This is a genomic window from Streptomyces sp. NPDC056835, assembly GCF_042789485.1.
Lineage (GTDB): Bacteria > Actinomycetota > Actinomycetes > Streptomycetales > Streptomycetaceae > Streptomyces.
Map to the genome: position 1 here is coordinate 1 of NZ_JBHUBB010000018.1, position 16665 is coordinate 16665.

Here is a 16665-nt window from a genome sequence, read left to right on the forward strand (position 1 = left end):
GAGCGGGGCGAGGGGCAAGCCCGGCAAGGCGGAGGAGGAAGGCAACGCGGAGCGTCGGCGCCCGACGACAACGCCGCCGGGCGCCGCCCATCGGCACGCGACGCCGCCCCACCAATCCGCGCGGCCTCTAAGCCGGAACGGGCCCCGGTGGTAAGCCGGGGCCCGTCCGGTGGGACCGCTCGGGCGGTCCCCGCGTGGGATATCAGCCGGTCACGGCGTCAGCGCACGCGGCGTGCGTCGAACTGGCCCACCCAGTACTTCGTACGGTCGAGATAGACGGTCTCCGCCTCGGCCCCGGTCTTCCCGTACGCGCCGGAGAAGGTCTCGTAGCCGAAACCGGCGGGCGGGTTGGCTGCGGCGGGCTCGATCGAACTGCCCTCGTGCCACTCGTTGAAGGAGGTGACGGAGACCCAGGTGGGCGATCCGCCGATGGCCGGGTCGAGTGCGTTGTTCCACTCCTTGTCGTAGGTGGCGCCGTTGTCCCGGCCGAGTGTGGGTGTGGTGTTGCCCGGCACCGCGCGGTCGTCGATATAGCCGGGTGCCACCGAGGGCGCCCAGATCAGACCGTTGGCCTTGGCGTAGTCGCCGGCCTGCTTCCAGCCGGGGGCGGTGGCGCCCGCGATGCCGTCGTAGGTGTAGAGCCCCGAGAAGTGCGCGATCTTGGAGGTGTCGGTGGTCTGAGCCAGGACCGTGTTGTTCTGGGTGACCTGGTCGAGGGCGGCCCAGTCCGTGATCCTCAGGCTCTCGAAGATGTAGAAGGCCGGGCGGTTGTTGTGTTCGGCGTCGCGGTAGTAGGCGGGGTGGCTGCCGTAGGTGGAGTTGAGGTACTGGATGTCGGAGACGACGGAGGCCGCGGTGCGCCCCGCGTACGGCTCGATGTGCCAGGCCACCTTGACGCCCTGCTGCTGGGCGGCGTCCAGCACGCCCTTGGCGAGGGTGTCCTCGTAACCGCCCCTCCCCCACCAGCTGTAGACGATGACACCGGCGCCCGACTGCTTGACCCACCGCATGTGCTGGGCGACGGCTCCGGCGAAGTCACCGGAGTCGTAGGCCCCCAGCTTCGGGTAGAGGTCGGCGCCGATGTCCTGCGGCGGGGTGCGGCCGCCCTGCTGCCAGTGGCGGTAGCTGCCGTTCTTCACCGGACTGCCGTACCACGGGTAGTAGAAGAGATGCACATTGGACGACAGGGCGGCGGTCACCGCCTGCTTCTCCAGGGTGAAGGTGTCGATGTCGAAGAGGGAGCCGGCCCCGCCGGTGAAGGTGAGGAAGACCGGGCCTGTCGGGGTGCCGGTCAGCGCGGTGGAGACGGTACGGAAGTTCTCCCAGCCTCCGGTGTTCGGTACGGCCAGTGAGCCGAGCACTGGTCCGGTGGCTGATCCGGAGCGTACCTGGATGGTGCCGCCCGAACCGCCCGAGGAGACCTTCGCGGTGAACGTCCTGGTCCCGGCGAGCGAGGCCTGTGAGTAGCCGGCCCAGTCGCCGTTCTCGATATAGCCGAGGGTCCTGCCGCCGCTGGCGGAGGCATGGTCGGCGGGCTGCACCCCGGAGGACGAGGTGTACGACTCGCCCTCGAAGGTCGACGGTGTCGTGCCGGTGCCGCCGAGTTCCTTGATCCGGATGTTGCGGAAGGACACGTCGTCGCCGGTGCCGTGGTTCTGGATGCCGATGTAGCCCTGTGCCAGCGACCGGGCGGGGTCGGTGTTGGTGAAGTCATTGATCTTCACACCGTTGAGGAAGACCTGGAGCCGCTCCCCCTCCACCCGGATCTCGTATCCGTTCCACTCCCCCGGCGGGTTGAGCGCGGCGTCCCGGGCGGCGATGTCGGCCGACTTGAAGCCGTAGACCGCGCCCGTGGTCTTGTCGGCGGCGTCGGTGGCGTCGATCTGGATCTCGTACCCCTGGTTCACCGCCGAGTTGGGGTCGTCGGAGGCGGGGAAGCCCACGAAGACACCAGAGTTGTCGTCTCCCTGCATCTTCCAGTCGAGCTTGAGGGAGTACCCGTTGTACTCCTTCGCGCGGTACCAGAAGAGCCCCATGCCGCCCTGCGAGGTGAGGGTGGCGTCGGTGTTGGTGAAGCTGCCGGGGCCGGCCTGCGACCAGCCGGTGGTCGAGCCGTTGTAGATCGGGGTGTAGCCGCTCTCCGCCCGGCAGTCGGCCTTGGCGAAGCCCGCCGCGTACCGGATTCCGCCGAGGAGCAGGGAGCGGAAGGCCGGGTCGGTGTACGACTCGGCGGTGTGGCCGAGACCGGTGTAGAACGACCGGCCGCTGCCCTGGGCGTGGCACCAGGTGATGGGGTGGTCGCCGCTCATCTCCCCGCCGCTGTAGCTGCTTTCGTCGAGACTCTGCAGCACGCGCACGTTGGACCGCGGATTGGTCCGGTAGTTGTACCACTCGTCGGTCCTGGACCAGGTCTGGCCGAGGTGGGCCGTGGCCGGGTTGGCCCGGTCCTCGGTCTTCAGCGTGGCCTGCTGGATCGCCGGGTGGCTCTTGAACCAGGCGCCGACGAGCTGTTCGTACTGGGGCCAGTCGTACTCGGTGTCGGCCGCCGCGTGGATGCCGAAGTAGCCGCCGCCTCCGTCGACATACGCCTGGAGGGCGGACTGCTGGGTGGCGTTGAGTACGTCGCCGGTGGTGGAGAGGAACACCACCGCCTTGAAGCCGGCCAGATTGGCCGGGGTGAAGGCGGCGCCGTCCTCGGTGGCCGTGACCGTGAAGTTGTTGGCCGCGCCGATATCACGGATGGCCTGGGTACCGGCCGGGATGGAGTCATGGCGGAAGCCCGCCGTCTTGGAGAAGACGAGCACCTTGTAGGCGGGGTCGGCGGCCTGCGCGGTGACGGCCGGTGTCAGGAACGCCCCGATGAGGGCGAGGGCGGCCACGAGGGCCGAGGCCAGAGCCGACGGTATTCGGCGTCGGCCGGCGGACGGTCGGTGTGGGGGCTGATGGAACATCACGGTCCCTTTCCCGCTCTTCACTTGGTGAGGGTGAGGGTGTCGATGTCGAACAGGGAGCCCGCGCCGCCGGTGAAGGAGAGGAACAGCGCTCCGGAGGCGGCGGTGCCGGTCAGGGCGGTGGAGACGGTGGTGAAGGTCTCCCAGCCGCCCGTGGGCTGGACGGCGACGGAGCCGAGCAGTGCGCCGGTCGCCGATCCTGAGCGGATCTGGATGGTGCCGCCCGCGCCGGCCGAGGAGACCTTCGCGCTGAAGGTCTTGGTCCCGGCCGTGGGCACGGACGCGTATCCCGCCCAGTCGCCGTTCTCGATGAAGCCGAGCGTCTTGCCGCCGCTGGCCGAGGCGTGGTCGGCGATCTGGACACCCTGGGACGAGGTGTACGACTCCCCTTCCACCGTCTGGCCGGTGGCACCGCTGCCGGTGGTGAAGGTGAAGGCGTCCACGTCGAAGAGGTTGCCCTGTCCCGTGACGCCCTTGAAGACGAGGAACAACTCCGTCGAGGCGGCGGGTGCGTTGGTGAGGTTGGCGGAGACGTCGGTGAAGGTCTCCCAGCCGCCGGTCGTCGGTACGGTCATCGTGCCGAGCAGGGTGCCGGTGGCCGATCCCGTACGCACCTCGATCGTGCCGCCGGGGCCGCCGGAGGAGACCCGGGCCGTGATCTTGTTGGCGTTGCCCACCGCGTAGGGCTTGAAGGAGATCCAGTCGCCGTTGTCGGTGAAGCCGACCGTGTTGCCGCCCTCGGCGGAGCCGTGAGCGGCCACCTGGATGCCGGACTGGGCCGAGAAGTGTTCGGCCTGCCGGTGGCGGGGCTGGAGAATACGGATGCTGTGCGAGGTCAGTCCGGCGCCGTCGGTGTACTCGGCGTCGAAGACACCGTAGAGGTTGGCGGCGCTGTCGTGCTCACCGTCGGTGGGCACGGCGATCGTGCCGGTGCAGCCGTTCTTCGAGGTGATCGCGTGACGGTGCTCGTCATGGCCCAGGAGATAGGTGACCTTCACCTTGGCGCAGTCGATGGCCCCGTCCTCGGGGTCGCTGACGGTGACCGAGAAGGGCACGGTGTCACCGAAGGAGAACAGCTCACCGTCCTTGGGGGCGGTGAGATTGACGGTCGGCGCCGTGTTGCCCGCCGTCACCACCAGGCTCGCTGTGCCGGTGAGCCCCTCCGGGTCCCTGACCGTCAGGGTCGGGCGGAAGGTCCCCGTGGTGGTGTAGGTGTGCGAGGGGTTGGCCGCGGTGGACGTGGAGCCGTCGCCGAAGTCCCAGGAGTAGGTGAGGGCTTTGCCCTCGGGGTCGGCGCTGCCCGCCGAGGAGAACGCGACGGTGAGCGGGGTCGGTCCCGAGGTCTTGTCCGCCGCCGCGACGGCGACCGGATTGCGGTTGCTGCCGCCCAGGTACTCGACGCGGTAGAGGGCCTGGTTATTGGCACCGGTGCCGTAGTCGAGGACGTACAGCGCGCCGTCCGGGCCGAACGCCTGGTCCATGACCTGGGTGCCGGTCCATGGGAAGGCCTCGATGACGCCGGGGGTGCCGTCGGCCTTCACCTCGATGGCCTTGATCCACTTCCGGCCGTACTCACCGGCGAAGAAGCGGCCGTCGAGGGACTGCGGGAACTTCACATTCGAGTTCAGGTTCGCGTCGTAGCGGTAGACGGGTCCGCCCATGGGCGATTCGGAGCCGCCGCCGAACTCGGGCGGGGATCCGGCGTCGCCGCCGTACCTGATCCAGCTCGGCTTGGCCGGGGGCAGCGTGGCCTGACCGGTGTTGCGGAAGGAGTTGTTGGCCGGGCCGCCGGCGCAGTTGTACTTCGCCCCGGTTGGCCCGCTCGGGAAGGTGTACTCGCCGTAGGTCTCGGCAGCGGTGTTCGTGCCGGTGCAGTACGGCCAGCCGTAGTTGCCGGGTCCGGTGATGCGGTTGAACTCGACCTGGCCTGCGGGTCCGCGCCCGCCCCCGTCGGTGCCCCCGGCGTCGGGTCCGTAGTCGCCGAGGTAGACGATGCCGGTGGCCTTGTCGACCGACATCCGGAAGGGGTTGCGGAAGCCCATCGCGTAGATCTCGGGGCGGGTCTGCGCCGTACCGGGGGCGAAGAGGTTCCCGGCCGGGACGGTGTAGCCGCCGGCGGCCGTGGGCTTGATCCTGAGGACCTTGCCGCGCAGGTCGTTGGTGTTGCCGGAGGAGCGCTGGGCGTCGAACTGCGGGTTGCGGTCGGTCCGTTCGTCGATCGGCGAGTAGCCGCTCGACTCGAACGGGTTGGTGTCGTCACCGGTGGTCAGATAGAGGTTCCCGGCGGCGTCGAAGTCGATGTCCCCGCCGACGTGGCAGCACTGGCCTCGGTCGTTGGGCACTTCGAGGACGACCTTCTCGCTGGCCATGTCGAGGGTGCCATCGGTCTTCAGGGTGAACCGGGAGAGATTGAGATGGCCCTTCCACGGCTCGAAGGAGGCGGCGGAGCCGGTGACCGGGGCGTCGCCCCCCGGGGTGTTCAGCTTGGGTGAGTAGTACAGGTAGAGATAGCGGTTGGAGGCGAAGCCGGGGTCGGCCGCTATGCCCTGGAGCCCTTCCTCGTCATGGGTGTAGACGTCGAGCTTCCCGGCCGTCTTGGTGTTGCCCGCGGCGTCGGTGAAACGGACCGTGCCGTCGCGGGCGGTATGTACGACCGCGCGGTCCGGCAGCACCGCGAGCGACATCGCCTCGCCCAACTCGGATGCCCCGAGGGCCAGTTGTACCTGCTGGTAGTCGGCAGCCGGAATGGCCGCGGGGGCGGCGGGCGCGGCGGGCGCCACCGCGGCGGATTCGGGGGCGGGGGCACCTGCCGCGGGGCCGGTGACGGCACCGCCCGCGACGATCAGCGCGAGAACGGAGAGCCATCTCGACCATGTCCGCCTCCGTTTCGGCGGCCCTGACAGTGCTGACGGTCCAGACATCGAGCTTCCTTCCTGACCTGGTGGGGGGCGTGAGCCAGGCATGCGGGCACGCGAAAGCACGCTGCCGTCTCACTGGTGGCGAAGCCTGCGTACACGGGTGATGTCCCGTCACCCGTGGCGCAGTGGAACCGTTTTGGCGGAGTGTTTCGATGCGGCATCAACGGATTGCGAAATCTCGCGAGAGTTTTGCATGCTGGCAACGGCGCCATAATTTGTCAAGGCCGTGTCAAAATTCCGGTCGCGCCCCTCGGCGCCCGTTCGGGCACGCCCCCGGGCGCCCCCCGTCGGCGCACGGCGTGAAGTGGCTGATCCACTCATCCTTTGGGAGGAAGCACCTGGTGTCCCCACTCCCCCCGGCGTCCGGACACCGGCGGCTGCGCTTGTATGAGATGAATGGACCACATCACTTTTCTTGTGACAGTGGTGATCTTGACCGCCCTGGCGTTCGACTTCACCAACGGATTCCATGACACCGCGAACGCGATGGCGACCTCGATCGCCACCGGGGCGCTGCGTCCCAAGATCGCCGTACTGATCAGCGGTGTACTGAATCTCGCGGGCGCGTTTCTCTCCACCGAGGTCGCCAGAACGATCTCCGGCGGCATCGTGAACGACGCTCTGGTCACCCCGGGCATGGTCTTCGCCGGGCTGATCGGTGCCATTCTGTGGAATCTGACGACCTGGCTGCTCGGTCTGCCCTCCAGCTCCTCGCACGCGCTGTTCGGGGGCCTGATCGGCGCCGTGTGGGTGGGCGCGGGGCGGCATGGCGTGCATTTCGACCAGGTGCTCGAAAAGATCATTATTCCGGCGATCGCCTCACCGCTGGTGGCCGGGATCGCCTCGCTGGGGGCCACCTATTTCGCCTACCGGCTGACCGTGCGGGGCCGGGGCGCCTCGGTCGACCGGGGGTTCCGGCTGGGGCAGGTCGTCTCCGCCTCGATGGTCTCCCTGGCGCACGGCACCAATGACGCCCAGAAGACCATGGGCGTCATCACCCTCACCCTGATCTCCGTGGGCACGCTGGCGCCGGGCTCGGGACCGCCGTTCTGGGTGATCGGCTCGGCCGGGCTGGCCATCGCCCTCGGTACCTATATCGGCGGCTGGCGGATCATCAGGACCATGGGCCGGGGCCTCACCGATATCCGCGCTCCCCAGGGGTTCGCCGCCGAGTCGTCCGCCACGACCGTGATCCTCACCTCCGCCCATCTGGGCTTCGCCCTCTCCACCACCCAGGTCTGCTCCGGCGCGATCCTCGGCGCGGGGCTGGGCCGGCGGCTGGCGGAGGTCCGCTGGGGAATCGCGGGGCGGATACTCATCGCCTGGTGCGTCACCCTGCCGGCCGCGGCGGCCGTCGGCGCGCTCGCCGCCGTGATGGTCGTCCACGGCGGAACCATCGGCACCATCGTCATCTCTCTGGCCGCCGCGGCCGTGGCCACCTTCATCGTGATCGTCTCCCGGCGGCATCCCGTCACACCGGGCAACGTCAATGAGGAGCGCACCGTGACCGTCCGCTCGGGAACCGCCAAGGCGAAGGCCTGAAGGGAGCAGACCGCATGGCTCTGAACTGGAACGACTTCGGGGAGGTGGCCCTCGTCAGCATCGGCGCCACCGTGGGGGTCGTGATCGTCTTCTCGCTGGGCGTACGTGCCCTGGCACCGCGGGACGTGAACGGCGTACGGCGCAGGGACGGAGCCCGGGTCCGTCCGGCGACCGCGGGGGCCAAGGCCGTCGCCGCGCTCTGTTTCCTCGCCTGCGCGGCGGCGGTCGCGTACGGCCTCTATCTGATCGTCCCGCAGTTTCACTGAGCGGCCCCGCCCGAGTCCTAGGCCCTGTCCGGTCCCAGGCGGTGCCACCGGCGCACAGGCGCTGCCCCTTCGGCGAGGAGCACGGCAGATGGCCATGCCGTATCGCGTCGCCGACCTGACCCCCGGTGAGCAGGACGAGCAGTTTGAAGTGCTGGCCGCGGTTGAGCGGCACCCGGGGCAGATAGACGCTGTCGCTCCGCGCCGCTCACCGGGGTGTCCAGCTGGACCCGGTAGCCGATGCGGGTGCGCCGTGGTACGCGCCGCTCGTACCAGAGCACCCCCAGTGAAGCGGCGATACCGAGGACCGCGGTACCGACAGCGATGATGTTCTCCGCGCTGAGCCATTCCATGGCCGTGCGCCCCCCGAAAACCCGGACTCGAACAAGCGACCGATGGCGAAATCGTCCGGTCACCGTACGGTCGCCATGGGCGACGGGCCGCCCACTTCGCTGCTCCGTGCGCCCCTGTTCACCGAAGGTTCAGCGGGGCGAGGAGGGGCCCGGTCTCCTCGTCGGCGCACCCGTCGACGGGTTCATAGGACCATCCCGCACTTACCTGAATCCCCCCGTCGCGGTTATCCATGGAGGGAGGCTCGTGGGAGAGGCGCGCCAGTCGTGTGCGCACCCCTCTCTGAAGCCTCACGCCGATTCCCGCGAGGAGGGGATGATGGATACCGCCACACCGGTCACCGAGGGCGGCGCGACGCCCGGCGGAGAGAATGAGGCAGAAGACCCGACGGTCCATATTCTCTGGATCAACGCGGGTCTGAGCTGCGACGGGGACTCCGTATCACTCACCGCGGCCACCCAGCCGAGTATCGAGGAAATAGCGCTCGGCGCCCTTCCCGGACTGCCCAAAGTGGCCGTGCACTGGCCCCTGATCGATTTCGAATGCGGCCCCGTGCAGGGCGCCGACAATTTCGTCGAATGGTTCTTCAAGGCGGACCGCGGGGAGATCGAACCCTTCGTGCTCGTCATCGAGGGATCCATTCCGAATGAATCGATCAAGCGCGAGGGCTATTGGTGCGGATTCGGCGACGATCCCGAGACCGGGCAGCCGATCACCACCAGCGAGTGGATCGACCGCCTCGCCCCCAAGGCGCTGGCCGTCGTCGCCATCGGCACCTGCGCGGCCTACGGCGGGATCCACGCCATGGAGGGCAACCCCACCGGTGCGATGGGTGTGCCCGACTATCTGGGCTGGGACTGGAAGTCCGGGGCGGGCATCCCGATCGTCTGCATCCCCGGCTGTCCGGTCCACCCGGACAACGCGTCGGAGACGCTGCTGTATCTGCTCTACCAGGCGGCCGGATCCGCGCCGACGATCCCGCTCGACGAACAGCTGCGCCCCACCTGGCTGTTCGGCGCCACCGTCCATGAGGGATGCGACCGGGCCGGCTACTACGAGCAGGGCCAGTTCGCGACCGAGTACGGCTCACCGCAGTGTCTGGTGAAACTGGGCTGCTGGGGCCCTGTCGTCAAGTGCAATGTCCCCAAGCGCGGCTGGATCAACGGCGTCGGCGGCTGCCCCAATGTCGGCGGCATCTGTATCGCCTGCACGATGCCCGGCTTCCCGGACAAGTTCATGCCCTTCATGGACGAGCCACCCGGCGGCCATGTGTCGGCGGCGGCCAGCGGGGCCTACGGCAAGGTCATCCGCAAGCTGCGCGGTGTCACGGCCAGGACCGTCGACAAGGAACCGAAGTGGCGGCGCAAGGGCGACAAGGTCCTGACCGGCTACCAGCCCCCGTGGTGAACCGCCCCGTGCGGTGATCCAGCCCCGCGGCCCAGCCCCGCGGCCCAGCCCCGCGAGCCAGCCTCGCGGCCCAGCCCCGCGAGCCAGCCTCGCAAGCCAACCCCGCGAGCCAGCCCCGTGGTCCCACCCACCCTGTGGTCCGACCCCGTGGTCCCACCCCGTGGTGATCCAGTCCCCCCACCGTTGAGGAAAGGTGCGCACCCCATGGCGCCGACGACGAAGCGAGCCGAGGACAGCAAGGGCCTGATGGAGATGTCCTGGGATCCGATCACCCGGATCGTGGGCAGCCTCGGTATCCACACGAAGATCGACTTCAAGCAGAAGCGGGTGGCCGAGTGCTACAGCACGTCGTCCGTCTTCCGTGGCTACAGCGTCTTCATGCGGGGCAAGGACCCCCGGGACGCGCACTTCATCACCAGCCGAATCTGCGGCATCTGCGGTGACAACCACGCGACCTGTTCGGTGTACACGCAGAACATGGCGTACGGCGTGAAGCCCCCGCACCTCGGCGAGTGGATCATCAACCTCGGCGAGGCCGCGGAGTACATGTTCGACCACAACATCTTCCAGGAGAACCTGGTCGGGGTGGACTACTGCGAGAAGATGGTCCGCGAGACGAACCCCGGCGTCCTGGAGCTGGCCGAGCGTACCGAGGCCCCCCACGCGGGCGACCACGGCTACCGCACCATCGCGGACATCATGCGCTCGCTCAACCCGCTGGAGGGCGAGTTCTACCGTGAGGCGCTTCAGGTCAGCCGGGAGACCCGGGAGATGTTCTGTCTGATGGAGGGACGGCATGTCCACCCCTCCACGCTCTACCCCGGCGGCGTCGGAACCGTGGCCACCATCCAGCTGTTCACGGACTATCTGACCCGGCTGACGCGCTACGTGGAGTTCATGAAGCGGGTCGTCCCGCTCCACGACGATCTGTTCGACTTCTTCTACGAGGCGCTGCCCGGGTACGAGGAGGTCGGCCGGCGCCGGGTGCTGCTGGGCTGCTGGGGCGCCTTCAACGACCCGGAGCACTGCGACTTCACGTACCGGAACATGTCCGACTGGGGACGGCGCATGTTCGTCACGCCGGGCATCATCGTCGACGGCAAGCTCATCACCAACGATCTCGTCGACATCAACCTCGGCATCCGGATCCTGCTCGGCAGCTCGTACTACGACGACTGGGAGGGCCAGGAGAAGTTCGTCGAGCGCGACCCGCTGGGCAACCCGGTGGACGGGCGCCATCCGTGGAACCAGCACACCATCCCCGCCCCGCAGAAGCGGGACTTCGCGGACAAGTACAGCTGGGTGATGTCCCCGCGCTGGTTCGACGGTACGGACCATCTCGCGCTGGACACCGGCGGCGGCCCCCTCGCCCGGCTCTGGTCCACCGCGCTGTCGGGACTGGTCGACTTCGGCTATGTGCGCTCCACCGGGCACAGCGTCGAGATCAATCTGCCGCGCACCATGACCAAGCCGGAGACCACCTTCGAGTGGCGGATCCCCCAGTGGAGCAACGCGCTGGAGCGCAACCGCGCGCGCACCTACTTCCAGGCCTACGCCGCCGCCTGTGCGCTGCACTTCGCGGAGCGGGCGATGGACGAGGTCCGCTCCGGTCACACCCAGACCTGGGAGAGCTTCGAGGTGCCGGACGAGTCGATCGGCGTCGGCTTCACCGAGGCGGTACGCGGTGTGCTCTCCCACCACATGGTGATCAGGGACGGCAAGATCGCCAACTACCATCCGTACCCGCCCACCCCGTGGAACGCCAGTGTGCGTGACTCCTACGGCACACCGGGCCCGTACGAGGACGCGGTGCAGAACACCCCGATCTTCGAGGAGAACCCCCCGGACTCCTTCAAGGGCATCGACATCATGCGGGCGGTGCGCAGCTTCGACCCGTGTCTGCCGTGCGGCGTCCATATGTACGTCGGCGGCGGCAGGACCGTCCAGGAGACCCATATGCCCACCGGGCTCAGCGGGTTCGCGGGCTGAGCCACGCGGGTCTCCCCGGAAGGAGCCGTCCCCAGCGGAGGAAAGGCACCGTGACATGGCAGCAACGGCCAAGGAGCGGCAGGCGGGTGAGCATATCGCCGCCCTGCTCGATGATCTCGGGAGATCGATGGGGCCCGCGGGGCGCGATCTCGCGGACGAACTCGTGCACAGCATCGTCGAGTTCTACGGGAGCGGGCTGGCCCGTGTGGTCGAGCTGCTGCGCGACGCACCGGAGGGCACCGACCCGCTGACCCTGCTCGGCGGCGACGAACTCGTCGGCGGACTGCTGGTGCTGCACGACCTCCACCCCGAGGACACCCTGACCCGGGTGGGGCGGGCGCTGGACGAGGTCCGCCCGTATCTGGGGTCGCACGCGGGCGATGTGGACATCGCCGGGATCGACCCGGAGGGCGAGGAGGGAGCGGACGGACTCACACTCCGGCTGCGGCTGCGGGGCAGCTGCGACGGCTGTCCGTCCTCCGCGCAGACCGTGCGCTGGACGATCGAGGAGGCCGTGGCCCGGCGCGTCCCCGAGATCTCGAAGGTGGAGGTCGAGGGCGTGACGGAGGAGGAGCCGCAGCCGAAGCTTCTCCACATCATGTCCCGGCCCCCGGACGCGCCGGGCGGTGACGTCCCCGCCGGTGACGTCCCCGCGAGTGACGGCATCCGGTCGGCGGGCGGCGCGGCCGAGTGGCAGCCGCTGACGGGGCTGCGGGCTCTGGCCGACGGCGAGTCCACCGTGTACGAGAGCGCCGGCACCCCGCTGCTGCTGATCCGGCTGCCCGGCAATCTGTACGCGTACCGCGACCACTGTCCGGGCTGTGCCGGCCGGCTGGGCGGCGCGACGGTGGACGGCGAGCGGCTGCGATGTCCGTCCTGCGCGGCGCAGTACGACATCCGCCGGGCCGGGCAGGGCGAGCGCGGCCATCTGGAGCCCGTCCCCCTGCTGGAGGAGAACGGTGCCGTACGGGTGGCGCTGCCGGGCGTCCTGCTGGCGGCGGGGCCATGACGGCCCGGCCCGCCCCGGCACGGGGCGCCCCCGGCACAGCGGAGCACTCCCCGGCCGGACCGGCCGCCGTATCGGGCCCGGCCGGGCTGCGCGGCTTCACCCGCCGCCCGCCGCCCGCGCGGGAGCGGTGCGAGCTGTGCGCCGAGCCGCTGTCCGGTGAGCACCGGCATCTGGTCGACATCCGTAACCGGTCGCTGATGTGCGCCTGCACCGGCTGCTATCTGCTGTTCACCCGGCCGGGCGCGGGCGCGGGCCACTTCCGCGCGGTGCCCGACCGGTATCTGACGGACCCGCACTTCACCCTCGACGAGGAGAGCTGGAACCGGCTCCAGATCCCCGTCGGTCTCGCCTTCTTCTTCCGCAACTCCGAGCTGGACCGGCTGGCCGCGTTCTACCCCAGCCCCGCGGGCGCCACGGAGAGCGAGCTGGATCCGGAGACCTGGCGCGATGTCCTCGGCCACAGCCGGCTGGCGGCGCTGCTGCGGCCCGACGTCGAGGCGCTGCTGATCCGGCGCGAGCGTGAGGCGGAGGGACTGGGCACGGGCGAGTGCTATCTCGTGCCGGTCGACGCCTGTTACGAGCTGGTGGGCCGGATGCGGCTGCACTGGCAGGGGTTCGACGGCGGCGCCGAGGCGCGCGCGGATCTGGCGGAGTTCTTCGCCCGGGTCCGGGCCAAGGCCCGCCCGCCGGCCGAGCCGGCCGAGCCGACGGAGCCGGCCGAGGAGGACGGCCCATGACCGAGCTGGAGTTCTCCTGTCTCGATGTACGGCCGGAGCCGTACGGCACCGGCCCGACCCTGCTGTTCCGGCTGCGGATCGAGGCGGCCGGGGGTGCGCGGGTGCATGCCGTGGCGCTGCGCTGCCAGCTCCGGATCGAGCCCGTCCAACGGCGTTACACCCCGGCCGAGATGGAGATGCTGGGCGATCTCTTCGGCGAGCCCGACCGGTGGAGCAGCACGCTCAAACCGCTCCAGTTCGCCCATGCCTCGGTGACTGTGCCCGGCTTCACGGGCGCCACCGAGATCGAACTGCCGGTGGCCTGCACGTACGACATGGAGGTGGCGTCCGCCAAGTACTTCCGCGCCCTCGCCGGCGGTGAGGTCCCGCTCCTGCTGCTCTTCTCCGGCACGGTCTTCACCGGTGAGCGCGGGTTCACGGCGGAGCCGGTCCCCTGGCACAAGGAGGCCGGCTTCCGGATGCCGGTCAAGGTCTGGCAGAACATGATCGAGCAGTACTTCCCCGGCTCCGGCTGGCTGCGGGTACGCGACGACTGTCTGGAATCCCTGCGCCGCTACCGCTCGGAGCGGGCCCTGCCCTCCTGGGAACGGGTCTTCGAGGAGCTGCTGCGCACCGCCGAAAGAGGAAGGCAGCCATGACCGGGAACACCGTGGACCGGGTGACGGCGGGCTTCACCGAGGCCCGCCGGGTCGCGGACGCGCTGCTGTTCGAGGGGTATGTGCTGTATCCGTACCGTGCCTCCGCGCGGAAGAACCAACTGCGCTGGCAGTTCGGCGTGCTGGTGCCGCCGGCCTGGCAGGACGCGGGCGGCGAGCACAGCCGGCAGCGTACGGAATGCCTCCTGGAACCCCGCGGCGCCGACCGGCTCCTCGTGGAGCTGCGGTTCCTCCACGTACGCCGCCGCTCGGTGGAGCGCCTGTCACCGGACGGCGAGAGCTGGACCGAGGTGGCCGAACTCGACCTGCCCGACCGGGTGCTGGTGCCCTGGGACGAGGGCGAGGAGGAGCGCGTCGAACTCGACGTGCCGCTCGGCCAACTCGCCGGGGAGGGGCACACTCTGCGGTTCGAGCTGCCCGGCGGGGTGGAGCACGAGCCGGTGCACGACGGCGGGGCCGGGGTCGTCGGACGTCTGGTACGCCACAGCCGGCCGCTGGCGGGCGAGATCCTGCTGGCCACCGAGCCGCTGCCCGGTCCGTACAAGGCGCTGCGGCTGACCGCGACCGTACGCAATGTGTCGGCCTGGGAGCCCGGCCCGCGTGAGCGCGGCGACCGCGAATCCGCTCTGCCGTACAGCCTGATCGGGGCACATCTGCTGCTGGGCCTGCCCGGCGGGCGGTTCCTGTCGATGGCGGACCCGCCGGAGTGGGCCCGGCCGGCGGCGCGTACCTGCCGTAATGAACACACCTGGCCGGCGCTGGCCCGCGGAGAGGGCCGGGACGAGGTCATGCTGTCCTCTCCGATCATCCTCGACGACCATCCCGAGGTCGCGGCGGAGAGTCCGGGTCCGCTCTACGACGCCACCGAGATCGACGAGATCCTCTCGCTGCGTACGGCCGCGCTCACCGAACGGGAGAAGCGCGAGGCGCGCGGGACGGACGCCCGTGCCGCCGAGGTGATCGATCTGGTGGACGGTATGCCGGCCGAGGTGTGGGAGCGGCTGCACGGCGCGATCCGCGGGCTGCGCGAGGTGACGGGCGAGGTGACGGGCGAGGTGACGGGCGAGGTGACGAGCGGTCCGGCCCGCCGTACGACCGCCGGGGCCGTCCCCGGCGCCGTGCCGCCCTCGGACGACCCCGGTATCGACCTGACCTTCATGCCGCCGTCCGCCCTGCCCCCCGCCGCCGGGCCGCGGCTGCCCACCGGCCCCGGACTGCCCTGGTGGGACCCCGCCCAGGACGCGACATCGGCGCCGGGCCGGGACACGGTCACCGTTGACGGGCAGGTGCTCGGCATCGGAAGCAGAGTGCTGCTCCAGCCGGGATCGCGCAGGTCCGACGCCCAGGACATCTTCCTCGCGGGCCGTGAGGCGACGGTCGAGGCGGTGCTGGAGGACTTCGACGGCGAGACCCATATCGCGGTCACCGTGGACGGGGATCCCGGCGCCGATGTACGGCGCGAGCAGGGCCGGTTCCTCTACTTCCGCCCCGACGAGGTGAATCCCGTGCGGGAGCCCGCGCGGGCTCCCGCGCCGGACGGCGAAGGAGGGGGCTGACATGGCCGCCACGGACTCCGTCTCCGTACCGCTGCCGGACAGTTCGCACGGCAGGACCCTGATCGCGGGCATCGGCAATATCTTCCTCGGCGACGACGGGTTCGGCGTCGAGGCCGTCCGCAGGCTGACCGGCCGGCCGCTGCCGCCCGGTGTCGATCTGATGGACGCGGGTATCCGGGGTGTCCATCTCGCCTACCGGCTGCTGGACGGCTACCGCAGGCTCATCCTGGTCGACACCGTCGACCGCGGCGCTCCCCCGGGAACGGTCTATGTGATCGAGGTGGACCCGGCGGGCACCACGCCGGAGGGAACACCGCCCACCCGGCTGGACGGGCACGGGATGGACCCGGCGGCGGTGCTCCGGCTGGTCGGGGATCTGCACGCCGGAGCGGGCGGCACCCTCCCCCAACACGTCCAAGTGGTCGGCTGCCAGCCGCTCTCCGCCGAGGAGGGCATCGGGCTGAGCGAGCCGGTGGCCGCCGCCGTCGGACCGGCGGCGGACCTTGTACTCGACCTCGTACGGCGGCCGCCGGGCGCGGTCGCCGGCACGGCACACCGAAGGAGATGAGTTCCATGCACACGACGCGTCCGATGAAGGGGATGGACCACGCCAGGGACGCCGATCTGACCTGGTTGTGGGTCTGCGCCGGGGTGGTCATGGCCGGAGTGGCGTACGAGACGGCGAAGTCCGTACCCGACCTGCGCCGGTATCTGCGTATGCGGCGCATGTGAGGCGTGGGAGAGGCGGGAGACGCGGGAGGATCAGGTGGCGGGCGGGTCAGTTGGTGGGCGGGTCAGTTGGTGGGCGGGTGCCCGAGCAGCGGCCGCGCGCCGGCGTCACGCCCGGCGAGGTCCGGGCCGTTCAGCTGGACGTAGCGCTCCAGGAACAGGTGGAGCGTGCTGTGCAGTTCCCCCAGCCGGACGAACCACAGCGCCAGGGTCATCGACCCGGCCGCGGTGATCTCGTACTCCCTCCGGGCCGGCCCGGAGGCGGACGCCCGCCACTGGGAGGAGATCTGCCCGCACCTCTCCATGCCGCGCAGCAGCCGGTACACATGCGCGGACTCGGCCTCGGCCCAGCCGAACGCGCCGAGCCGCTGGGTCAGTTCGTATCCGTGGCCGCGCCGTTCGGAGAGCAGCAGCAGGATGACGGGGGTCATCAGCGCCCGGCGTTCGGTGTCGTGCGTCGTCATGGCGGCGATCTCCTGCGGGTGGCCGTGCGACGGTGCGGTGAGTGGCCCTTTCCCACGCTAACCAGCCCGGTTCCGCCGGGCCAGCCGTCGCCG

At 70.0% G+C, this 16665-nt stretch carries 13 protein-coding genes and 1 pseudogene; 10 read left to right on the top strand and 4 right to left on the bottom strand.

What is annotated here, in order from left to right; all coding sequences use genetic code 11:
• Positions 1–218: 218 nt before the first annotated feature.
• Together ACFRMN_RS21195 and ACFRMN_RS21200 are read right to left on the bottom strand one after the other, a co-directional pair.
• Positions 219–2879: a ThuA domain-containing protein gene (locus ACFRMN_RS21195; RefSeq protein ID WP_383021748.1), complete on the bottom strand. Its 2661-nt coding sequence runs from the start codon at positions 2877–2879 to the stop codon at positions 219–221.
• A 92-nt stretch (positions 2880–2971) separates the two neighbouring features.
• The gene (locus ACFRMN_RS21200) at positions 2972–5872 is read right to left on the bottom strand and encodes a carbohydrate-binding protein (protein WP_383021751.1); all 2901 of its coding nucleotides are present in this window, start codon (positions 5870–5872) and stop codon (positions 2972–2974) included.
• 393 nt (positions 5873–6265) lie between these two features.
• On the opposite strand from ACFRMN_RS21200, the gene ACFRMN_RS21205 reads away from it, so the two are divergent.
• A complete protein-coding gene (locus ACFRMN_RS21205; RefSeq protein WP_383021753.1) occupies positions 6266–7411 on the top strand; it encodes an anion permease in 1146 nt (381 codons plus the stop codon).
• Between the two features lie 14 nt (positions 7412–7425).
• Positions 7426–7677: a hypothetical protein gene (locus ACFRMN_RS21210; RefSeq protein WP_383021756.1), complete on the top strand. Its 252-nt coding sequence runs from the start codon at positions 7426–7428 to the stop codon at positions 7675–7677.
• A gap of 97 nt (positions 7678–7774) precedes the next feature.
• Here ACFRMN_RS21210 and ACFRMN_RS21215 read toward each other — a convergent pair.
• A pseudogene (locus ACFRMN_RS21215) lies at positions 7775–8027 on the bottom strand (hypothetical protein); the annotation flags it as partial.
• A gap of 316 nt (positions 8028–8343) precedes the next feature.
• On the opposite strand from ACFRMN_RS21215, the gene ACFRMN_RS21220 reads away from it, so the two are divergent.
• The 8 genes from ACFRMN_RS21220 (at position 8344) to ACFRMN_RS21255 (ending at position 16111) form a co-directional block, all read left to right on the top strand.
• Complete coding sequence (locus tag ACFRMN_RS21220; RefSeq protein WP_383021758.1) at positions 8344–9432, top strand: hydrogenase expression protein HypE; 1089 nt, start codon at positions 8344–8346, stop codon at positions 9430–9432.
• 204 nt (positions 9433–9636) lie between these two features.
• Positions 9637–11421 carry a nickel-dependent hydrogenase large subunit gene (locus tag ACFRMN_RS21225; RefSeq protein WP_383021761.1) on the top strand — a complete coding sequence of 595 codons (1785 nt, stop codon included), beginning with the start codon at positions 9637–9639 and terminating at the stop codon, positions 11419–11421.
• A gap of 55 nt (positions 11422–11476) precedes the next feature.
• Positions 11477–12430 carry a NifU family protein gene (locus tag ACFRMN_RS21230; RefSeq protein ID WP_383021764.1) on the top strand — a complete coding sequence of 318 codons (954 nt, stop codon included), beginning with the start codon at positions 11477–11479 and terminating at the stop codon, positions 12428–12430.
• Positions 12427–13167: a DUF5947 family protein gene (locus tag ACFRMN_RS21235; protein WP_383021766.1), complete on the top strand. Its 741-nt coding sequence runs from the start codon at positions 12427–12429 to the stop codon at positions 13165–13167. The genes ACFRMN_RS21230 and ACFRMN_RS21235 overlap by 4 nt, the downstream gene beginning before the upstream one ends.
• Entirely contained in the window at positions 13164–13805 is a 642-nt protein-coding gene (locus ACFRMN_RS21240; protein WP_383021769.1) for a DUF6084 family protein, read from the top strand. Before ACFRMN_RS21235 ends, ACFRMN_RS21240 begins: the two co-directional genes overlap by 4 nt.
• Positions 13802–15379 carry a hypothetical protein gene (locus ACFRMN_RS21245; protein WP_383021772.1) on the top strand — a complete coding sequence of 526 codons (1578 nt, stop codon included), beginning with the start codon at positions 13802–13804 and terminating at the stop codon, positions 15377–15379. Before ACFRMN_RS21240 ends, ACFRMN_RS21245 begins: the two co-directional genes overlap by 4 nt.
• Before the next feature lies 1 nt (position 15380).
• Complete coding sequence (locus tag ACFRMN_RS21250; protein ID WP_383021774.1) at positions 15381–15947, top strand: hydrogenase maturation protease; 567 nt, start codon at positions 15381–15383, stop codon at positions 15945–15947.
• Between the two features lie 5 nt (positions 15948–15952).
• Positions 15953–16111, top strand: coding sequence for a DUF6893 family small protein (locus ACFRMN_RS21255; RefSeq protein ID WP_326614118.1), 159 nt, complete (start codon positions 15953–15955; stop codon positions 16109–16111).
• 62 nt (positions 16112–16173) lie between these two features.
• Here ACFRMN_RS21255 and ACFRMN_RS21260 read toward each other — a convergent pair whose 3' ends face one another.
• Positions 16174–16572, bottom strand: a complete 399-nt coding sequence (locus ACFRMN_RS21260) for a helix-turn-helix transcriptional regulator (protein WP_383021779.1) — start codon at positions 16570–16572, stop codon at positions 16174–16176.
• Positions 16573–16665 lie beyond the last annotated feature (93 nt).